Below are 18,269 nucleotides of genomic sequence, written 5' to 3' on the forward strand. Positions count from 1 at the left end.
CCATTAAGAAGATAGTAGTAAAGGCGAAACATGGATCAACAACCCAGTGTCTCATTAGATAACTCAAGTAAGCCTTCAAAAATTTTGGCGACAGTAGCAATCTTAATAGCGTTTGCATTACCTTTTATTTTAGTAAAAACATTTCATAATAAGCAGAGATTAGTTAGCGCTACTGAAGATAAAATGAATTTACCTCTACCTCCGGCTAGAGAACCTATTTTTGAAGAAACCAATAAATTAATAACGCAAAGGATACTTTCTATAGCGTTTCCTACTGATAGCATACCTAAAGCAAGTGAAGCTGAAGCGAAAAATATTATTATTAATACAGTTAATAGAGAGGCTGTTAAAATACCTTCATTAAATGTATTACCTAAAAAAATTACCGTGCAAACGTCTAAAAAAGTAGAGGCTGAGGTAAAACAACCGCAATGGAAAATTGTAAAAACACGTGATAGAGACTCACTAGCTAATGTGTTTAGTCGAGTCGGATTAAGCGCTAAAACACTGCATACTATTATGCAAGAGGTAAAACAGAAGCAAGCATTAACCAGATTAAAACCAAATCAAGAATTACAATTTTTAATTAAAAACCAGTTATTGGAAAAGTTAATTCTTCCTTATACAGATACACAATACTTAGTTATTTATCGTGATGATAAGCATTATAAAAGTAAAATAAAATTACGTAAGATGAATAGCTACAATCATTTTTTAACCGCAACGGTGAGAGATTCCTTATACAGCACAGCAAAAAAGCAGAATATTCCCTATAAGCTAATTCAGCAAATGACAGAGATTTTTACCTGGGATATTGATTTTGCTAAAGACGTAAAAACAGGTGATCAATTTACTATTATGTATAAAGCCTTTTATGTTGAAAATAAGCTGGTTGGAACAGGTGATATTATTGCTGTTTCCTATAGAAACGGCAATAAGACCTTTCAAGCAATCCGACATACTAGTAGTTCAAGTCAAACAGATTATTATACGCCGCAAGGTATGAGTCTTAAAAAAGCCTTTACGCGTTATCCTTTAAAATTTAGCCATATTAGCTCTACATTTAGTCTAGCTCGTTACCATCCCATTTTACATTATAATCGTGCTCATAAAGGAATTGACTTAGCTGCACGTATTGGTACACCTATCCAAGCTACTGGGGATGGCCGCATAGAAATCATTGGTCGCCAAAGCGGTTATGGAAATATGATTAAAATTAATCATAACAAAAAATTTAGTACGATTTATGGGCACATGTTAAAATTTCAAAAAGGATTAAGTAAAGGCGATTTTGTTAAGCGTGGCCAGGTAATTGGTTATGTTGGACAAACAGGATTAGCATCAGGCCCACATTGTCACTACGAATTTCATATTAATAACCAACCTAAGAATCCAGCTACAGTAGACTTACCACGAGGTAACCCTATCACCGGGAAAGAATTAGCAGCATTTCGCTCTAAAGCGTCTACAATGCTCGCTCAATTAAAACTTTTTGAGGAAGCAAGACTTGCGAGTTTAACCAAACCAACATCATCACATGCAAAATCAAGTAAAGCTTAAATATTTAAGAAACTTAATTTTATGCTGGTAAACATGTTTGGCATTGCGTGATGAAATTAAAAATAATGAATAGCCATTGAGTATAGTTGCAGTAAGCTAATCTCATTGAAATAAAAACTATAGTATAGCTGGCAAGGAAAACTAATCTTAAATATAAATACAAGCTCTCTAAATTGACACCGGCATAGGTTTCCTGTATTTAAAAGACAAATTATAAATATGAGAAATCAACTATGCCAACCAACTACCACCACACCAGCGCCTTTCTTGAAAAATTTATATTAAGCCATGAAGAAAATAGTTTAAAAGAACGTTTAAATTCCAAACATATTAATCAACTTAGGCCGCCCGTTGGCAATGATCTTGCAGCGTATATTGGACGCTGGGAAAGTATTAATTTACCTGCAGAAACAAAATCTCTTCTCATGAGTAATAACGTTGAACACGACCTCGCTACCTACTCAAAAAACATTGAAAATTTTTTGGGTTTTGTTAAGGTTCCCATTGGCCTTGCAGGACCTATTCGCGTAAATGGATTATTTGCAAATGGTGATTATTTAATACCTCTTGCCACCACTGAAGCTGCACTAGTTGCATCCTATAATAGAGGCACAAAAATAATCAGCGATGCAGGTGGCTGCAGAGCTGTCTTAATAAATGCGTTAGTAAATCGCTGTCCTGTTTTTGCTTTTGAAAATCTAACCCAAGTTGGACAGTTTTTAATATGGATGAATAACAATTACTCCGATATAAAAACTAAAGCAGAACTAACTACCCGCTTTGGAAAACTTGTCGATTTAAGATACACCATAGAAGGCAATCATGTATTCATGAGTTTTGATTACGAAACGGGAGATGCCTCAGGTCAAAATATGGTTACCATTGCAACGCAAGCCGCATTTGATTACATTCGTAATAATTCACCTGTACAACCACAATATGCTTTTATTGAATCGAATATGTCTGGAGATAAAAAGGCATCGATGCAAGCGTTTCAAAATGTACGCGGACGTAAGGTTGTAGTGGAAGTGACAATTCCTGATTCACTCTTGCAAAAGCAATTGCATATTACTGTAGATGAGATGGTTCGTTTCTTTGCGACTACTTCTACTGGTGCTAAATTGTCAGGAACAATTGGAATACAGGGACATTATGCTAATGCTCTTGCTGCGTTATACATTGCTTGCGGACAAGATGCCGCATGTGTTTCTGAATCATCAATCGGTCTAACTCGATTTGAAAAAACTAAAAATGGCGAATTATATGCCTCTGTAACTTTACCCAATATCATGGTTGGTACTGTTGGCGGCGGCACTCAACTTCCTACACAAAAGGCTTGCCTTGATCTATTGGGGTTAAGTGGCGCAGGCAATGCTAATGCATTTGCAGAAGTGGCAGCAGCTTTGTGTTTAGCAGGTGAACTCTCCATTAGTGCTGCAATGGCGACAGATACCTTCACTAAAGCTCACCACAACTTAGCAAGAATAGGCAAAATTGAACGTAGAGAAAGTGAGCATCAGGTATGATTTTTTTTCTATATTGCAGCATTCTTTGTTGGACATTCCTTGAGGCAACATTCTGGTGGGTGGCTCCCGATATTAGTATCGGAATTGCCTTTATTTATTTTCCGCAATATTGGCGACGGTTTATAATAATAGGCATATTGGGTTCACTTCTGGGTACCCTTACTACTTTTTTTTGGGCAAGGGAACTTCCCATAGATTGGCTTGCTTATGTTAAAACAATGCCTTTTCATACATTACACAATATTAATTTTGTGAATAAAACTATTAATGATCCCCTAACCATTATTATTGGCGCCTGGAGTGGCATTCCATATAAGTTATTTGTTGGCATTGGCGCCATAGGAGGCGTTGCACTTACCAAGTTCATCATAGTAGGCTTACTATCTCGATTTATTCGTTTTAGTTTCGTGCTGGGGGTAACAAGTGTTATACGTTACTATACAAAATCTTTTAGCGCTCAATATCCTGCTAGAATGGCGTTAATACTCATGCTGATTTGGATTACAGCAATTGGTTTGTTTGATATAGGTATTAATCGTTTAGTGTAGGAGTACTTCATATAATGTCGCCAACCTAAGCATAGCGTTGACATTCCCGCGCAGGCGGGAATGATAAAACTGTTGTTAAGTTCATTCCTTTATGTAAATCTTGTGATACATTTAGCACCAAAAAAATAGGTTCAACTATTTCTTGATTTATGTTTAAAAAGTGTTGAAATCTGGTTTAATTACTGCTGCAGATAATATCTCATATTCCCTATTAAGCTGGTTCATAAATTGTGTCCTATCACCTTGCCAATAAATAGGATCTCCTACTAAAACATCACATGCAAATGGCACTAATAACCGTTTACCTTTAGGAAGCGCCTTACCGAGTCCATACATAAAAACGGATGTAATAGGAACATGAGGATAACGTTCAGCTATAAATGAAATGCCCTTTTTAAATTCAGACATTTTTTCCGGATCGCCGCGTGTTCCTTCAGGAAATAAAATTAATATTTCATTGTTATCTAAAGCCTGATAGCACGGAATTAAAGGATTTTCTTTTTTAGTTTTTCTTTGTCTATTAATTGGAATAATGCCAATAATTTTTTTAGAAAACCAAGTAGAAAAACCTGTTTTCATAAAATAATCAGCAGCAGCCACAGGATGAATTTTGTCTAGTAATTTTAATTTAAACAAACTAATTAACATTAATGTGTCTAAATGACTATTATGGTTTGCTACAATAACTGCCGGGCCCTTTCTGGGTAGTTTTTCTCGGCCTCTAACTTTTGCTCCTATAAGAAAAAATATGATGAATCTTACAAAGATTGCAAAAAATAAATAGCGTAAGCACTTAACAATAAAGTTCACCTATTTACTCCTTAAAAATATAATCGGTACACCAAATGAAAAAATATAGGAGCTGAATAAGTTAAGCTGTCTATTCTATCAAGGATCCCACCATGGCCGGGTATTAAATTCCCAGTATCTTTAATGGATAAATCACGTTTAATAGCTGAAATAGTGACGTCCCCAACAAAACCGGCAGCACTTATAATCAATCCTGAATAGATAGCAATGTATAAGGTAAACGGTGTAAGCAATGGATACAGCAGTATTGCGCAGCCAATGGTCATGATCATGCCACCAATAAATCCTTCCCAGGTTTTTTTAGGACTAATGGTTGGCATAATTTTATATTTTCCAAATAATTTTCCACAAGTATATTGAGCAACATCATTAAATTGAGTCAGGAATACTAAATAAAAAAGTAATCCTGCTCCTGTGCTCGCAGTTTGCGGAATATTAGGTAGTGCTAGCAAATAGGCCATATGGCTTAAAGCGAATACCGTAATCATTAATCCCCATTGAATCGTTCCAGCTGCCTTAAGAAAACCTTGTGGTTGCTGATTTATTAATAATCTAAAAGGAATAAATAAAAACATATAGATAGGAATAAAGATAATAAACATCCTATACCAACCAATTGCAGCTAAATAATATTGTATAGGAATAGCTAGATAGGCCCATAAAAGTACTTTTCTATCTACCTCGCGCGTTGGAATCATTGAAAAATATTCTTTTAAGGCAAGAAAACTTAGCATACCAAGAAAAGCAAAAGAGATACTGCGATGAATGGTCATGGCAAGTGTAAAAACACCTAGCATGATCCACCAACTTCTGGTGCGCTGTACTAGCTCTTGAAAATTAGATTTAGAATAGACTTTGGCTAAAACACCTACGGTTGCCGAAGCTGTTATAAGTAATCCCCATGCGGCCATAATGGCAACAATAATATTATTATCCATACTAATATTCACAATTGCACCTCTATTAAAGCTTGATTAATACGATTCCTAATAGTCAATATGAGCATAATAAGCATGGCGTACAATAATAAATTTATAACCCAGGAAGCTTGAATGCCAAAACCAACTAGTAAGCTTATCATTCCAAAAACAAAGGCACGATCGCTCTTACCCATAGGGCCATCATAACGACGCTTTGCACCAATTTGAATAGCGATAACCCCGGTCATTTCAGAAATAATAGCAAGCACAACAATACTGATAATAAGTAAAGGAACAATACCTGGCACCAAGGCGAAAGGTAGATAAAGAAATGTATCAGATAATACATCACCTAACTCATTGAGGAAGGTTCCAAACGCACTTTGCATTTGATGCTCACGTGCTAACATGCCGTCTATTGCATTCAAAATCATACGCAGCAGCAATACTAAAGGAATTAATAACCATAATCGATGTGCTTGAGGATAGAAATTTATTAATAAACCACAAAACAACGATAATAATACTGCGGCAACTGTGACTTGATTGGGTGTTATACTTTGTTTAGCTAGCCAATTTGAAGAAGGTCTTAATAGATTTTGAAATGCAGGTTTAAGATTATAAATACTGCTCATAAAATTTCTCTCCTACTAAATGCTTATCATCAGCATACGTTCACACCTTCGTTACTATCTAACTTAGAATTATCTTCTTTCTACAGTAGATATCAATAGGTAAATTGGCAGTTTATTACTTATTAGACCTCTTGCATAACCTATTTATTTTGTGTGAGTGCAAGGTACCAGGGTTTTGAGGAGCGGAGTTTACAGGGCGTAAATGAGCACCGGAGAAAACCTTACATAGCAATCGCATAAAATAAGTAGGTTATGCAAGAGGTCTACTGCAGTAGCTACTAAACTTAAATACCGACTGGATTAATCCTGGAGCTAAGATGTAATCTAGTAATTAAGTAAATAAAATACGACACACTGTAACACTTGCTATAACACCCGCTAAATCAGCAAGCAAACCGGCTAAAATAGCGTGGCGGGTTCGTTTAATGCCAATGGCTCCAAAATAAACCGCAATAACATAAAAGGTTGTTTCAGTACTTCCCATCATTGTTGCTGCAGCTTTGGCAATGAATGAATCGCCTCCATACTGATGAATTAATTCAGCCATAATACCTGTTGCAGCACTGCCAGAAAATGGTCTAATTATCGCCAAAGGCAACAGTTCTGTAGGCATCCCTAATTTTTCTAATACAGGCGCAAGTAACGTATTTAGCAACGTAAAGAAACCTGATGCTCTAAGCATGCCAATCGCTACAATCATGGCAATTAAATAAGGAATAATATTGACACTGGTGTCAAAACCTTGTTTAGCCCCTTTAACAAAAGCATCAAAAACGTTAATTTTTTTTATTGCAGCATACAACGGGATACCTGCAATAAATGCTAAAAATAAACCATTAGATAGTTGATTAGCTAGATTAGTCATTTATCTTTAACCCTTTTATTTGATAAACAGGAAGACGTGCTAATCGTTTAACAGCGACAATGCCCACAATGGTCGAGCAAGTAGTTGCAAGTAAAGAGCTAATAATGACGCTGCTGGGGTGTAAACTCCCATTAGCAGCAAGAAAAGCTATGGCCGTAGCTGGAATGAGCTGTACACTGGAGGTATTAATAGCTAAGAAAGTACACATTGCATCTGAGGCCTCTTCAAGATGAACATTTAAGCGCTGTAATTCTTTCATTGCTCGCAAGCCAAAGGGAGTAGCCGCATTAGCAAGTCCCAACATATTAGCAGCAATATTTAAAATCATGGCGCCCATAGCAGGATGTTCGACGGGAACATCGGGGAACAAAGGACGCATAATAGGTTTAAGTAAACGAGCAAATTTATTAACTAATCCAGATTGCGCAGCAATTTCCATAATCCCTAGCCAAAAAGCCATAATACCGGCAAGGCCTAGAGCAATCTCAAAACCAAGTTTAGCTGAATCTGTTACAGCTTGCACAACTTGATCAAGGCGCCCCTGTATAACCCCTACAATGACTGAAAGTAAAATCATACTTAGCCATATTACATTCAGCATTCTTACCCTCCAGATTAATCCACAGTACTTCCTAGTAGCACCAAATTAAGTTTTTTACCTATCTTAACTAAATCTACGTCCCTCGGCCTGTCAGAGGGATCCAGAAATCTCACATTAAAACTAGAGTACTGGATCCTGTGGACAAGCCACAGGACGTAGGATATTAACTTAGTGCCGTTAAGATATACCCAAGTTCTGTAGAAATATTATTTTTAATCATCTACGAAACTTGCGTACCTCCTAGTGGCACCTAGTTAAGTTTTTTACCTATCTTGATTAAATCTACGTCCCTCGGCTTGTCCGAGGGATCCAGAAATCTCACATTAAAACTAGAGCACTGGATCCTGTGGACAAGCCACAGGACGTAGGATATTAACTTAATGCCGTTAAGATATATCCAAGTTCTGTAGAAATGCTATTTTTGATCGTCTAAAACCTAGCATTTTTACAGAACTTGGGTATAAACTTTTTACTTTACTATCTACTCTGCTAAATTATGCCACTTATTTACAAATTCTTAAAAATCCAACGTCTCATCTACTTCTTTATATTCTTATTTATTTCCTTGCCGTTAGCTGCAGATGATCTTATAGAAACCCAAGCTAATTTAGCTATTAGCGAACTATATCACAGCTTAAATGATAACCTAAACTTGGAAATGGCTACGCGTATTGACAAAATCAGTGCCTATTTTTTAGATAGACCTTATATATTAGGCTCCCTTGGAGAAGGCTCTACAGCACCTTTTGATCAATTTCCTCGTTACCGTACAGATGGCTTTGATTGTGAGACGTATGTAACTACTGTCATTGCGCTAGCCCTTGCAAATCAATTAACAGATTTTACTCAGTGCCTAAGCAAAATTCGCTATTATCAAGGGCAAGTAGATTATTTAGCACGTAACCATTTTACAGGCCTCGATTGGAACGGCAATAATCAACAGCAAGGATTTGTTAAAGATATAACTACAACTATTAAAGATAAAAATAATCGTCCCGTAGCGCAAACAGCAATAGCAGTAATTGATAAGCCATCCTGGTATCAACATATGCAACCGCAAACCATTCGTTTAAAGCAAAATAATACCACAGAGCAAGCAAAGCGCTTAGAAATTTTAAAAAAGATGGGCAACCAGCTACCGCGTAGCGAAGAACGCGTTCCTTATGTACCGCTTAGTGCTTTATTCAATGCTCAAGGTGAGCCTAACTATGCGCTCTTTAATCAAATTCCTAATGCAGCGATCGTTGAAATCGTTCGCCCCAACTGGGACTTAAGTACTAAAATAGGTACACATCTTAATATTTCTCATTTAGGGCTTGTTTTCTGGAAAGGTGGCCAGCTTGTTTTTAGGCAAGCTTCTTCTGAATATGGCAAAGTCACTGAAGTTCCTTTAATTAGCTATTTAAAAAATACTCTACAAAGTCCTACGATTAAAGGCATTAATATTCAAGTGATTGCACCGTCAGCGCCATTAAATAATGGCTGCCGTTTATCTAACTGAGGTGATTTTGTCTAAATTAAGCTTCTGATTGCGAAATCACCAACAATGCTTAATAATGGAAAAATTCACCTGTACAAGGAGTGGGGATGTTACCTAGGTTCTTTTCCCAACAACTAGCTGCATTGAGCCTTATATCTTTATTAATTAATGGTTGTGCTCGCTATCAACCACCATATAATAATTTTCAACCTTATAATCATACTGTTAATGATTTCGTTGTAGGGGCAACAGCTGGTACTATAGTCGGCTCTGTTGTTGGCGGTACCTTAAGCACAACGTTAGCAGGAACTGCCATTGGTGCAGCAGCTATGGTTTCCCATGGTATTTACAAAGATAGTAAGCTTAATATCTTTAGAGAATTGCAACGTGCTGATGTTCAATATATTGAGTATGGTGATACAGTAACTTTAATTGTACCTACTGATAGATATTTTTACTTTAACTCTGCCCGTTTAAACGAACTTTGCTACCGTGGCTTAATGCTAATAGCAAGAGTTATTACGATGTCTTGCCCCATTGGACCTGTATATGTTGCTGGGTTCACTGACAGTGTAGGTTCGCGACACCATAAAACTATGCTTTCTCAAGCAAGAGCTGAAGCTATGCTAACCTTTTTATGGGCAAATAATATTCAAGCCAGACGTCTAGGCGCTGAGGGATATGGTGAAAAATATCCTGTATCAGATAATCGATTAATTCATGGTAGTGCCCAAAATAGACGACTCGAAATTCAATGTTTCAAAACACCAGTGGTATCAACGCCTGCGCCTACTTACACAGGTATGACAAAATAAATTTAACAATCCTTCTGGCATTTAGATAGTAAGGCTGTTAAGGTAAAGACCAAGCCATACTGCTTGCTAAATGACACGGTTTGTCTTTAGTCTGTTGATTTCTATTTAAACTTCAATCTTAAAAGTGAGTATTAATTAGTTAATACTTATATATTAAATAATGAGGTGAAAAATGGACGCATAAAAGGATTTGCTAATATAGTAGATATAAGTGTTTTGAGAATTAAATGAATTTAAAGTTTATTGGCGGCATTCTACTTATTGTTGGAACATCTATTGGTGGAGGAATGCTAGCGCTACCTGTTGCAACTGCAGCAGCAGGATTTTGGTCTTCTTCTATTTTTTTATTGCTATGCTGGGCAGTCATGACTTTAGGTGCTTTGTTTATCCTAGAGGCCAATTTATATTTACCTCCTGGTAAACACATGGTTTCTATGGCCGCAGCAACCCTTGGCAATAAAGGTCTATTAATCGCTTGGCTTAGCTATCTTTTCCTGCTCTACACGCTTTTATCCGCTTATATTTCAGGCGGTGCTGATGTTATGGGTAGTTTATTTTTAAGAATGGGCATACCCTTAAAAGAATGGCAAAGTAGCTTCTTATTTACTCTATTATTTGGTTTAGTGGTTTATAGCGGTATACATAAGGTAGATTTATTAAATCGAGCGCTGATGTTTGGCAAGTTAGCTGTTTACTCTATTTTAATTATTCTAATTGCGCCACACGTGCATATACTAAATTTAGGTCATGGTAATTATCATTATATTACGGCTAGTATTATGATTTTAATTACCTCTTTTGGTTTTGCCATTATTGTACCTAACTTAAGAGATTACTTTAATGATGATTTAGTTACCCTGCGAAAAGTTATTTTCATTGGCTCTTTAATTCCTCTCCTTTGTTATTTAGCCTGGAATGCAGTAATCATAGGCTCGTTGCCTTCTCAAGGCGAGAAAGGTTTAGCTGCTTTAATGCAAAGCGAACATACTACTAGTGATTTGGCTAATGTCTTATCAAATACTGTACAAAATACAGTTATTAGTACTTTTTTTAATTTTTTTACCTCTATCTGTATGCTGACTGCCTTTTTAGGTGTTTCACTTTGTTTAATTAGTTTTTTAGCCGATGGCTTTAAAATGGAACAGAAGGGTCGTAATGGCTTCTTATTATTTTGTTTAACTTTTTTACCTCCTCTTATTATTGTGATCTATTATCCTGGTGCTTATATCCATGCCCTAAACTATGCTGGAATAATCTGCGTCATTTTATTACTTCTATTACCAGCTTTAATGGTTGCTTATGGAAGAAAAAAATTTGTGTCGCGCTACCTAGCTCCAGGTGGTTTGTATATGCCATGGGTCATTGTAGTTATCTCAATACTTCTTTTAGCCAATGCTATAATACAGTTATTTTAAATAGATTTGCGCAGTTCAGGGATGTCAATAAATTGACAATAGAATAAATAAAAGGTAGGATATTGATCTAATGTTAAACAAAGAGATTAATTTAGTGTCAAATTCAAAGTTCATTGGTGGAACTTTACTTATCGTTGGTACGTCTATCGGTGGCGGCATGTTAGCTTTACCTGTTTCAACAGCAGCAGCAGGATTTACCAACTCTATCTTTTTTTTAATATTTTGTTGGTTAATTATGACCATTGGCGCTTTATTAATTTTAGAAGTTAACTTACGTCTGCCAGCTGGTAGTAATATGGTATCAATGGCAAAAGCCACGCTAGGTTTACGGGGCAAGTGAAGTGATTGCTTGGGCCACTTATCTATTTTTATTATATACCTTATTATCTGCTTATATTTCCGGTGGTAGTGATGTCTTTAACGGCCTTTTACAGCGGATGAATTTTTCATTACCCACTTGGTTTACATCATTATTATTTACCTTCCTTTTTAGTTTGATTGTTTATGCAGGAATTAGCGCTGTTGATTATGTTAATCGTGGTCTAATGTTTGGAAAGTTAGGTGTTTATTTACTATTAATTATTATTATTAGCCCTCATGTTGATATTAGTGCTCTAAGAGGTGGTTCAGTAAAGGCTATCACGGGTAGTCTCATGATTTTAGTAACCTCATTTGGTTTTGCTTCAATTGTACCTAGCTTACGTGATTACTTTAAAGATGATATTAAGACCCTAAGGCGAGTTATTTTAATTGGATCACTAGTTCCTCTAGTTTGCTACATTGTCTGGGATGCTGTCATTATGGGTGTAGTAGAAAGATTCGGTAATAATGCCTCTTAGCTCTTATGAATAATGGCCATGCTACGAGTGGCCTTACTAATGCTTTAAGTGATGTTATACACAGCTCTTGGATTACCGGTTTTTTTGGTTTTTTTACCTCTATCTGTATGATTACAGCCTTTTTAGGGGTATCAATAGGATTATTTGATTTCCTAGCTGATGGCTTAACGTTACAAAAAAAAGGCATGCAGGGTAAGTGGGTACTAGCCCTTACTTTTCTGCCACCTCTAGCAATTGTTTTAATCAACCCAGGTATCTATTTACATGCCCTAAGTTATGCTGGGGTTTGCTGTGTCATACTTTTATTATTACTTCCCTCAATAATGACATGGCGAGCCCGACAGTTAGACGCTGACTCAAGCGGACATATTGTACCAGGTGGTAATCTAACTTTAACGTTAATCATGACTATCGCAATTTTTTTGCTTACAATTGCTGTTTGAACTTCAAAGATTTCTTGTGAGAGCTTATCCCTGTTTACCGAAAGGCTTACTGAGTGCATTTTGAATACATAATTTTCGTCCAAACTGCACTCAGACCAACCTCTCAAGATTCAATTTATCCTACCTGAGCTATTACGATTTCTTTGTAAGCTAATAAAGTTTATTTAAACGGTTACAATTTGTTTAGGCTTATGCTATTTCCAGCTGATTTGTTAAAAAACTGGGGTCAAAAATATCTTCAATGGTAAGAAAATCATTCCAATAAGTTTGTAAAAAAGATAGCATTTTAAAACCCATTTCTACATTTTGATTAATTAATTGATCTAATAATAAAGTTAGTTTCATATCCTGCGTCTTATCAACTGTTTTTATAGGCTTATTTTCATCAGTAAGCATTTTAGCAAATACTCTATGGAAACCATCAGCTACCATACGTGGGACTGGCGTATTCCCATCAAAAATACGATGATCAGCACTAACCGAAACGGGTAATAAATCTTGCGCTTCAAACTCTTGTACTTTTTTATTCCAAACTAATTTACGTTCTATTCCATTAAAGTAAATTTCATAACTTCATTGCGACGCAGTGGCGATTTACATTGGGTATAACCAAAAGCACCAATATTACTTACTGAAGTAACAGGACTACCTATTACCGGAAACCCATAAGTATCATTTACATATTCATAAGCAGCATTCTCTACTAGTGCTTGGATTTGTTCATTGCTTTTTTCTAAGGCTTCTCTGCGCTTATAGCAGTAAACCATCATCTTTAAAGCCGTACGAATTCGAATGGCTAGCTCTTGTAAAGTAAGTAAATGGCAGTTTTCAAAAACAATCGTACTGATATGATCGCCACAATCAGGTAATTTAACAATTAAACCTGTATAAGCACTTTGGCTACGATATAATCGCTTATAACTAAGGTAATGACGATGTGAATCATTCTCAGATAAAACCAAACTCACCGCTTGTAACATAAGAGTCGTTATGGTCTCTGCAGGATATTTTTTATTAAAAAAAAATCTATACAACTAACGTTAATATTAAATTGGCCTGCCATGGTGGGATCGGTTGGATTATCCCATTGTGTCATAAACACCTTACGAATAGGTGTCATTTCTACTTCATGATTCTTTTGATTATAGGTTCGTACTTTGGGTATAAAAGATTGCAAAATATGTATATAAAATTGCCATTTCTGACTAGGCTCTAAATTCAACTTGGCTAATTGTTCTTTATGTTTTTTACTTAAAGATTCAATAAAACTTATACTTCCATGAACATTTAATAACGCGAGTAAAGAGATGATATATTTATGTTGCATAAAAAGGTTGGTAAATAACTGCTCTTCTAAGAAAGCAAGCTTCTCTTTTACTTTATTTAAATTTGGTAAACCAATACTTCTATATAAAACTGCCTCACAAACGTGACGGTGTTCGTCTTCTATAATGGTATCAAAAACCTTAGGAGCGATACCTGCACGCTTTAAACTATAAAATATTTCTTCAATCCAACCCTCGCCAATTAAATTAAGCAGTACAAACAGCAGTTTTTGGGCATTCTTCACTTCGAATAAAATTACATATAACTTCAATATTATTGTTATAAGGTGGAGGATAAGCATATGGTGCGCAGAGCATGTATAAAATCTTCGTAAAAACGATGCCATGAAAAATTTCATCAAGTAATTGCAACCGCATGCGTTTTTTATGATTTATTGAGAGCATTTTCCCTTCAAACTTCAAAGGTACTTGAATAGCAAGCACCTCTAATTGTGCTAAGAGAGAAAAAGCATAAATATATAAAAGCTTGTCTTGTTTAACTTCAAAAGGTAAACCATTTTGAAACAATTCATCAACACGTGATTGAATAAGCTGTTTTTCTTTAGGGGTAATTTGCTCCCAGCCCTCTAAAATCCATTTCTCAGAGCCCCAAGAAGGCCTTAGTAATTCAGTTAGTTCATCCACAATGTTTACCTAAAAAGAGCAATAACTGCCATAATACCTATGGCACATTAAGAGCGTCAACTATTGTTTGTTATGCTTAACATTATCTTTGCAAACTAGGTTTATTTTGCAAAGATTAAATGCTATTTTTCTTAAAAATTAAACTATTGCTAATAAGCTTACGAAAGTAATTTTTATAACTCTGCTATAGAGTAAACTTATTAGAATAGTTTGAATCTACGGTATTTAATTGTTCTAAATGTAAATGAATTTTTTATGACAAAAGTTAAGCCTTTCCTTAAATGGGCTGGCAGTAAATTTCGCTGCCTTGATACTATACTTTCTATGCTTCCTAAGGCTAATCGCCTTATTGAACCCTTTGCTGGATCGGGCGCAATTTTTATTAATTCTAATTACATTAATTATCTACTGGCGGAACAAAACCAAGATCTTGTTTTAGTTTTTCAAATATTACAACAGGAAGGATTAGCGTTTATCAACTATTGTGAACAATTTTTTACCAAGGAAAATAATTCGGCTGAACAATATTATCAGCTGCGAGAGCAATTCAATTACTGTAAGAACTCACGCTTAAGGCTGCTGCTTTATTTTTGTATTTAAACCGTCATGGTTATAATGGGCTGTGTCGGTATAATCAAAAAGGAATTTATAATGTTCCCTTTGGACGATATACTAAACCTTATTTTCCTCGCGCAGAAATGCTATTTTTTCATCAAAAAAGTCAACAGGTTGAGTTTTTACAAAGTGATTTTAGAATGACATTTAGATTGGCTAAGCCAGGTGATATTGTTTATTGCGACCCACCTTATGTTCCTTTATCCCCTAGTGCTAATTTTTCTTCTTATACACGCTTTAAATTTAATGAGCAAGATCATATAGAACTCGCACAGTTAGCTAAACAAAGTGCTAAACAAGGTATTACTGTTATTATTTCCAATCATGATACCGCATTTACTCGCGATCATTATCAGGGCAGCGATATCATTTCCTTCCCAGTTAACCGCTTTATTAGCTGTCATGCCACTAATCGTAAGCCCGCTCAAGAGTTAATAGCTATTTTTAATAGGTACCTTTAGTTTAAAAGGTAATAAGCTTTTAGTATTTAAGTAAAGCAAGTAAAAAAGCGCGAAATAAAAAATTAGGCGAGGTTCTAATAGCCTAAAAAGTAAAAGTTCACTTAAATAGGCTTAGAAATTTTAAATAAGATTAGAGCGAAAATCTTTCATAAAGAAAGCTAAAATCGTTACCAGTAAAAGTGAAATGGGTAGAACTGATAAAGCCAATTGATAATCAACGACCGTATAAATATGTTCACCAGCAATAACGTTGCTATCACCAAACATATCAAGCAACTTACCGACTAACGGCTGAAATATAACGCCTCCTAAAGTAACAATCATATTGACTGCAGCAAAAACAGTTCCAGATAATTGAGCCCCGCTATTTTCTTTAGCCATAATAAAAACAATAATTTCTGTTGAGCTAAATACGCCATATAAAAATAATAAAATATTGAGAGCTGAATAAGATAAACCGGGATGATATAAGACTATACTTATGCAAATTAACCCCATAATCGCTCCAATCACCAAGGGCAATACTCGCCGGCCACTGTGATCTGAGAAATAGCCAACTAAGGGCGCCCCCACAGCCCATCCTAAAAACATGGCTGAAACAGTTTTTGCAGCTTCAAGTTTAGTTAAATGGTGAGCCTGTTCTAAGTAGCTTTTACCCCATAACTCGCCAAAAACTGACAACGAAGTATAAAGACATGCACCTACAAGCCCAATTAACCAGACCTGCGGAGAAGATAAAACATGCCATACTTTTTTAAAAAATTCTGGTAATGGATAGCCATGCTTCCTATGACCTGTTGGCCCATCTCTTACTACAAGTAAGATACCTACTGTTAAAATAGCACCAATAACTATCATTAACCGAAGTACATGTAGCCAGCCAAGGTCAACAGCAATATCTGTAATCTGCACTTCTCCATAAACTAAACCTAACATCCCTAAAGTAGTAATTAATCCGGCCATTAAAGAAAAATATTTTTTTTTGGTAACCAGCTTAACGCCCAAAGATAAAACACCAACAAAAGCAAAAGAAGACCCAAAGCCAACCAAAAATCGTCCACAGCCTGCAATTAACATAGAGGATATATTAGTAAACATCCAAGAACCAACAGTACAACATAAACAAGCGAACGTTAATAATTTATGTGGCCCATAGCGATCCATTAACATACCTACAGGTAACTGCATAGGCGAATAAGCAAAATAATAGAAAGCTGATAGCTGCCCAAAAGTAGTCGCCGAAATGTGGCCAAATGCCGCACTGAGTTCACTTTGTAAGGCACCCGGTATAATTCTTAAAACAAATTCATAACAATAAAAAAGTGCACCTACCGCACAAACGAAGCAGCCAAAAATAGCTTGGCTCCTACTAACAGATTTAATCATTTGTAATTGCATAAGTTTCTTTTAAAAAAAAGGTTAAAATGGCAGCGATAATGATACCCAATGGTATAATCGATAAAGCGAATTGATAGTCGTCTGCTGTGTACAACTGTTGCAACTTATCAAAACCCAATTGATTAGGTAGAGTATTTGCATTATGTGACGCTAAACTAAAATCTAGTAATCGGCCTACTAAAGGCTGCAGAAACATAGCGCCAAGCATTACCGTCATATTGGTTAAAGACATTGCAGTCCCTGCTGCCTCAGCAGGGCTTAATTCTCTACCAATAGCAAAAACAATACATTGTGCACTATAAAAGAGCCCTAAGGCAAACATTAAAAAATTAATACTCATCTGATTTAAATCAGGCATATAAAGTATAATCATCATAATAATTGCGGCTCCCGAAGCACCAACTAATAATGGAAGCCTACGTCTTTTTATTTTGTCTGAGATAAAACCCATCAGTGGAGCACCAATAGTAAACCCAAGAAAAAGCAAAGAATTGGCAAAATCAGCGCCTGAAGAGGTTAAGTTATGAGCATGTTTTAAATAAGGAATTCCCCATAATTCAGCGAACACAGTGGTTGGTAAATAAACTAAACAGCCAATAGCGCCATTTATCCAAACTTGTTTATTTTTAACTATAATGCCTAAATCAATCATACTCTTATGGAAACTTGAAATTGTTCCACTAGAAGCTTGAGCCTTATCGCTTTTATCGCGAATACCAAACCATAAAATTATACTTAAAAATAATCCAAAATAAGCTGTCATTTCGACAGTAGGACGCCAGCCAATCTTATTTACAAACTCACCTAATAAATTGTCTCCTAACATAGCACCAATTGTACCTAAAGCCGCAGCAAGACCAGATACCATGGCTAGCCTATCTTCTGGCAACCAGATAGTAGCTAATTTTAATACCCCTACAAAAGCAAAGGCAGAACCAAAACCAACAAAAAATCGGCCTATAGCAGCTACCCAAACAATAGATGTGTTCGCAAAAAGAAAGGTTCCAACAACACAAATAAGACATGCAAAAGTAATTAGTCGTCTAGGACCAAATCGGTCTAGTAAAACACCTACCGGTACTTGCATTGGTACATAAGCATAATAATAAAAAGCAGATAAAAATCCAAACCCAGTCGCTGATAAATTAAAATGAAGCCTTAAAGGATGCTCCATAACACTTGGCGATATTCTTAACAAATATTCATAACTATAAAAAAGGGCCCCAAGCGCACAAATTAACCAAGCACAAAGAAAATACCTTGTATTACTGTTACTATGCAAAATAAGCTCCTTAACTTAAGGTTAAGTACTAAATCCTTTTATTTAAATTAAAATAAACCGAATTTAATTAGCTCTTCTTTAGCTAA

At 35.8% G+C, this 18,269-nt stretch carries 17 protein-coding genes and 2 pseudogenes; 8 read left to right on the forward strand and 11 right to left on the reverse strand.

All coding sequences use genetic code 11. The features are described 5' to 3' along the window. The first annotated feature begins 30 nt into the window (after nucleotides 1-30). The 3 genes from ACNVED_RS12560 (at nucleotide 31) to ACNVED_RS12570 (ending at nucleotide 3,634) form a co-directional block, all read left to right on the forward strand. Nucleotides 31-1,560 carry a peptidoglycan DD-metalloendopeptidase family protein gene (locus ACNVED_RS12560; protein ID WP_419419345.1) on the forward strand — a complete coding sequence of 510 codons (1,530 nt, stop codon included), beginning with the start codon at nucleotides 31-33 and terminating at the stop codon, nucleotides 1,558-1,560. Nucleotides 1,561-1,793: 233 nt separating this feature from the next. Next, on the forward strand, nucleotides 1,794-3,086 hold the full coding sequence (locus ACNVED_RS12565; protein ID WP_419419346.1) for a hydroxymethylglutaryl-CoA reductase: 1,293 nt from the start codon (nucleotides 1,794-1,796) through the stop codon (nucleotides 3,084-3,086). After that, nucleotides 3,083-3,634, forward strand: coding sequence for a hypothetical protein (locus ACNVED_RS12570; protein ID WP_419419347.1), 552 nt, complete (start codon nucleotides 3,083-3,085; stop codon nucleotides 3,632-3,634). The genes ACNVED_RS12565 and ACNVED_RS12570 overlap by 4 nt, the downstream gene beginning before the upstream one ends. 153 nt (nucleotides 3,635-3,787) lie before the next feature. On the opposite strand, the gene ACNVED_RS12575 is transcribed toward ACNVED_RS12570, so the two are convergent. The 5 genes from ACNVED_RS12575 to ACNVED_RS12595 form a co-directional block, all read right to left on the reverse strand. Next, on the reverse strand, nucleotides 3,788-4,444 hold the full coding sequence (locus ACNVED_RS12575) for a lysophospholipid acyltransferase family protein (RefSeq protein WP_419419348.1): 657 nt from the start codon (nucleotides 4,442-4,444) through the stop codon (nucleotides 3,788-3,790). A gap of 11 nt (nucleotides 4,445-4,455) precedes the next feature. Further along, a complete protein-coding gene (locus ACNVED_RS12580; protein WP_419419349.1) occupies nucleotides 4,456-5,394 on the reverse strand; it encodes a phosphatidate cytidylyltransferase in 939 nt (312 codons plus the stop codon). Next, nucleotides 5,391-5,999: a CDP-alcohol phosphatidyltransferase family protein gene (locus ACNVED_RS12585; protein WP_419419350.1), complete on the reverse strand. Its 609-nt coding sequence runs from the start codon at nucleotides 5,997-5,999 to the stop codon at nucleotides 5,391-5,393. The genes ACNVED_RS12580 and ACNVED_RS12585 overlap by 4 nt, the downstream gene beginning before the upstream one ends. A gap of 331 nt (nucleotides 6,000-6,330) precedes the next feature. After that, nucleotides 6,331-6,864: a spore maturation protein gene (locus ACNVED_RS12590; protein WP_419419351.1), complete on the reverse strand. Its 534-nt coding sequence runs from the start codon at nucleotides 6,862-6,864 to the stop codon at nucleotides 6,331-6,333. Beyond that, nucleotides 6,857-7,465, reverse strand: a complete 609-nt coding sequence (locus ACNVED_RS12595) for a nucleoside recognition domain-containing protein (RefSeq protein ID WP_419419352.1) — start codon at nucleotides 7,463-7,465, stop codon at nucleotides 6,857-6,859. Before ACNVED_RS12595 ends, ACNVED_RS12590 begins: the two co-directional genes overlap by 8 nt. 496 nt (nucleotides 7,466-7,961) lie before the next feature. Here ACNVED_RS12595 and ACNVED_RS12600 point away from each other — a divergent pair, with 496 nt between their 5' ends. From ACNVED_RS12600 to ACNVED_RS12615, 4 genes and pseudogenes are all read left to right on the forward strand, one after another. Beyond that, nucleotides 7,962-8,966: an N-acetylmuramoyl-L-alanine amidase-like domain-containing protein gene (locus tag ACNVED_RS12600; RefSeq protein ID WP_419419353.1), complete on the forward strand. Its 1,005-nt coding sequence runs from the start codon at nucleotides 7,962-7,964 to the stop codon at nucleotides 8,964-8,966. An 86-nt stretch (nucleotides 8,967-9,052) separates the two neighbouring features. After that, complete coding sequence (gene cmpA, locus ACNVED_RS12605; protein ID WP_419419354.1) at nucleotides 9,053-9,760, forward strand: C-OmpA-like family protein CmpA; 708 nt, start codon at nucleotides 9,053-9,055, stop codon at nucleotides 9,758-9,760. 227 nt (nucleotides 9,761-9,987) lie between these two features. Next, on the forward strand, nucleotides 9,988-11,175 hold the full coding sequence (locus ACNVED_RS12610) for an amino acid permease (RefSeq protein WP_419419355.1): 1,188 nt from the start codon (nucleotides 9,988-9,990) through the stop codon (nucleotides 11,173-11,175). Between the two features lie 94 nt (nucleotides 11,176-11,269). Then, nucleotides 11,270-12,457, forward strand: a pseudogene (locus tag ACNVED_RS12615) (amino acid permease). A 189-nt stretch (nucleotides 12,458-12,646) separates the two neighbouring features. Here the strand turns inward: ACNVED_RS12615 and ACNVED_RS12620 are convergent. The 4 genes from ACNVED_RS12620 to ACNVED_RS12635 form a co-directional block, all read right to left on the reverse strand. Continuing rightward, complete coding sequence (locus tag ACNVED_RS12620) at nucleotides 12,647-12,853, reverse strand: hypothetical protein (protein ID WP_419419356.1); 207 nt, start codon at nucleotides 12,851-12,853, stop codon at nucleotides 12,647-12,649. Between the two features lie 149 nt (nucleotides 12,854-13,002). Continuing rightward, nucleotides 13,003-13,437, reverse strand: a complete 435-nt coding sequence (locus ACNVED_RS12625) for a hypothetical protein (protein ID WP_419419357.1) — start codon at nucleotides 13,435-13,437, stop codon at nucleotides 13,003-13,005. 8 nt (nucleotides 13,438-13,445) lie between these two features. After that, nucleotides 13,446-14,027, reverse strand: coding sequence for a hypothetical protein (locus tag ACNVED_RS12630; RefSeq protein WP_419419358.1), 582 nt, complete (start codon nucleotides 14,025-14,027; stop codon nucleotides 13,446-13,448). Continuing rightward, complete coding sequence (locus ACNVED_RS12635; RefSeq protein WP_419419359.1) at nucleotides 13,990-14,427, reverse strand: hypothetical protein; 438 nt, start codon at nucleotides 14,425-14,427, stop codon at nucleotides 13,990-13,992. The genes ACNVED_RS12630 and ACNVED_RS12635 overlap by 38 nt, the downstream gene beginning before the upstream one ends. A gap of 255 nt (nucleotides 14,428-14,682) precedes the next feature. Here ACNVED_RS12635 and ACNVED_RS12640 point away from each other — a divergent pair. Beyond that, a pseudogene (locus tag ACNVED_RS12640) lies at nucleotides 14,683-15,503 on the forward strand (Dam family site-specific DNA-(adenine-N6)-methyltransferase). Between the two features lie 120 nt (nucleotides 15,504-15,623). On the opposite strand, the gene ACNVED_RS12645 reads toward ACNVED_RS12640, so the two are convergent. Next, the gene (locus ACNVED_RS12645; protein WP_419419360.1) at nucleotides 15,624-16,889 is read right to left on the reverse strand and encodes an MFS transporter; all 1,266 of its coding nucleotides are present in this window, start codon (nucleotides 16,887-16,889) and stop codon (nucleotides 15,624-15,626) included. After that, complete coding sequence (locus ACNVED_RS12650) at nucleotides 16,882-18,183, reverse strand: MFS transporter (protein ID WP_419419361.1); 1,302 nt, start codon at nucleotides 18,181-18,183, stop codon at nucleotides 16,882-16,884. The genes ACNVED_RS12645 and ACNVED_RS12650 overlap by 8 nt, the downstream gene beginning before the upstream one ends. Nucleotides 18,184-18,269: the final 86 nt, after the last annotated feature.

The sequence above is a fragment of the Legionella sp. D16C41 genome, assembly GCF_048541585.1.
GTDB lineage: Bacteria > Pseudomonadota > Gammaproteobacteria > Legionellales > Legionellaceae > Legionella_C.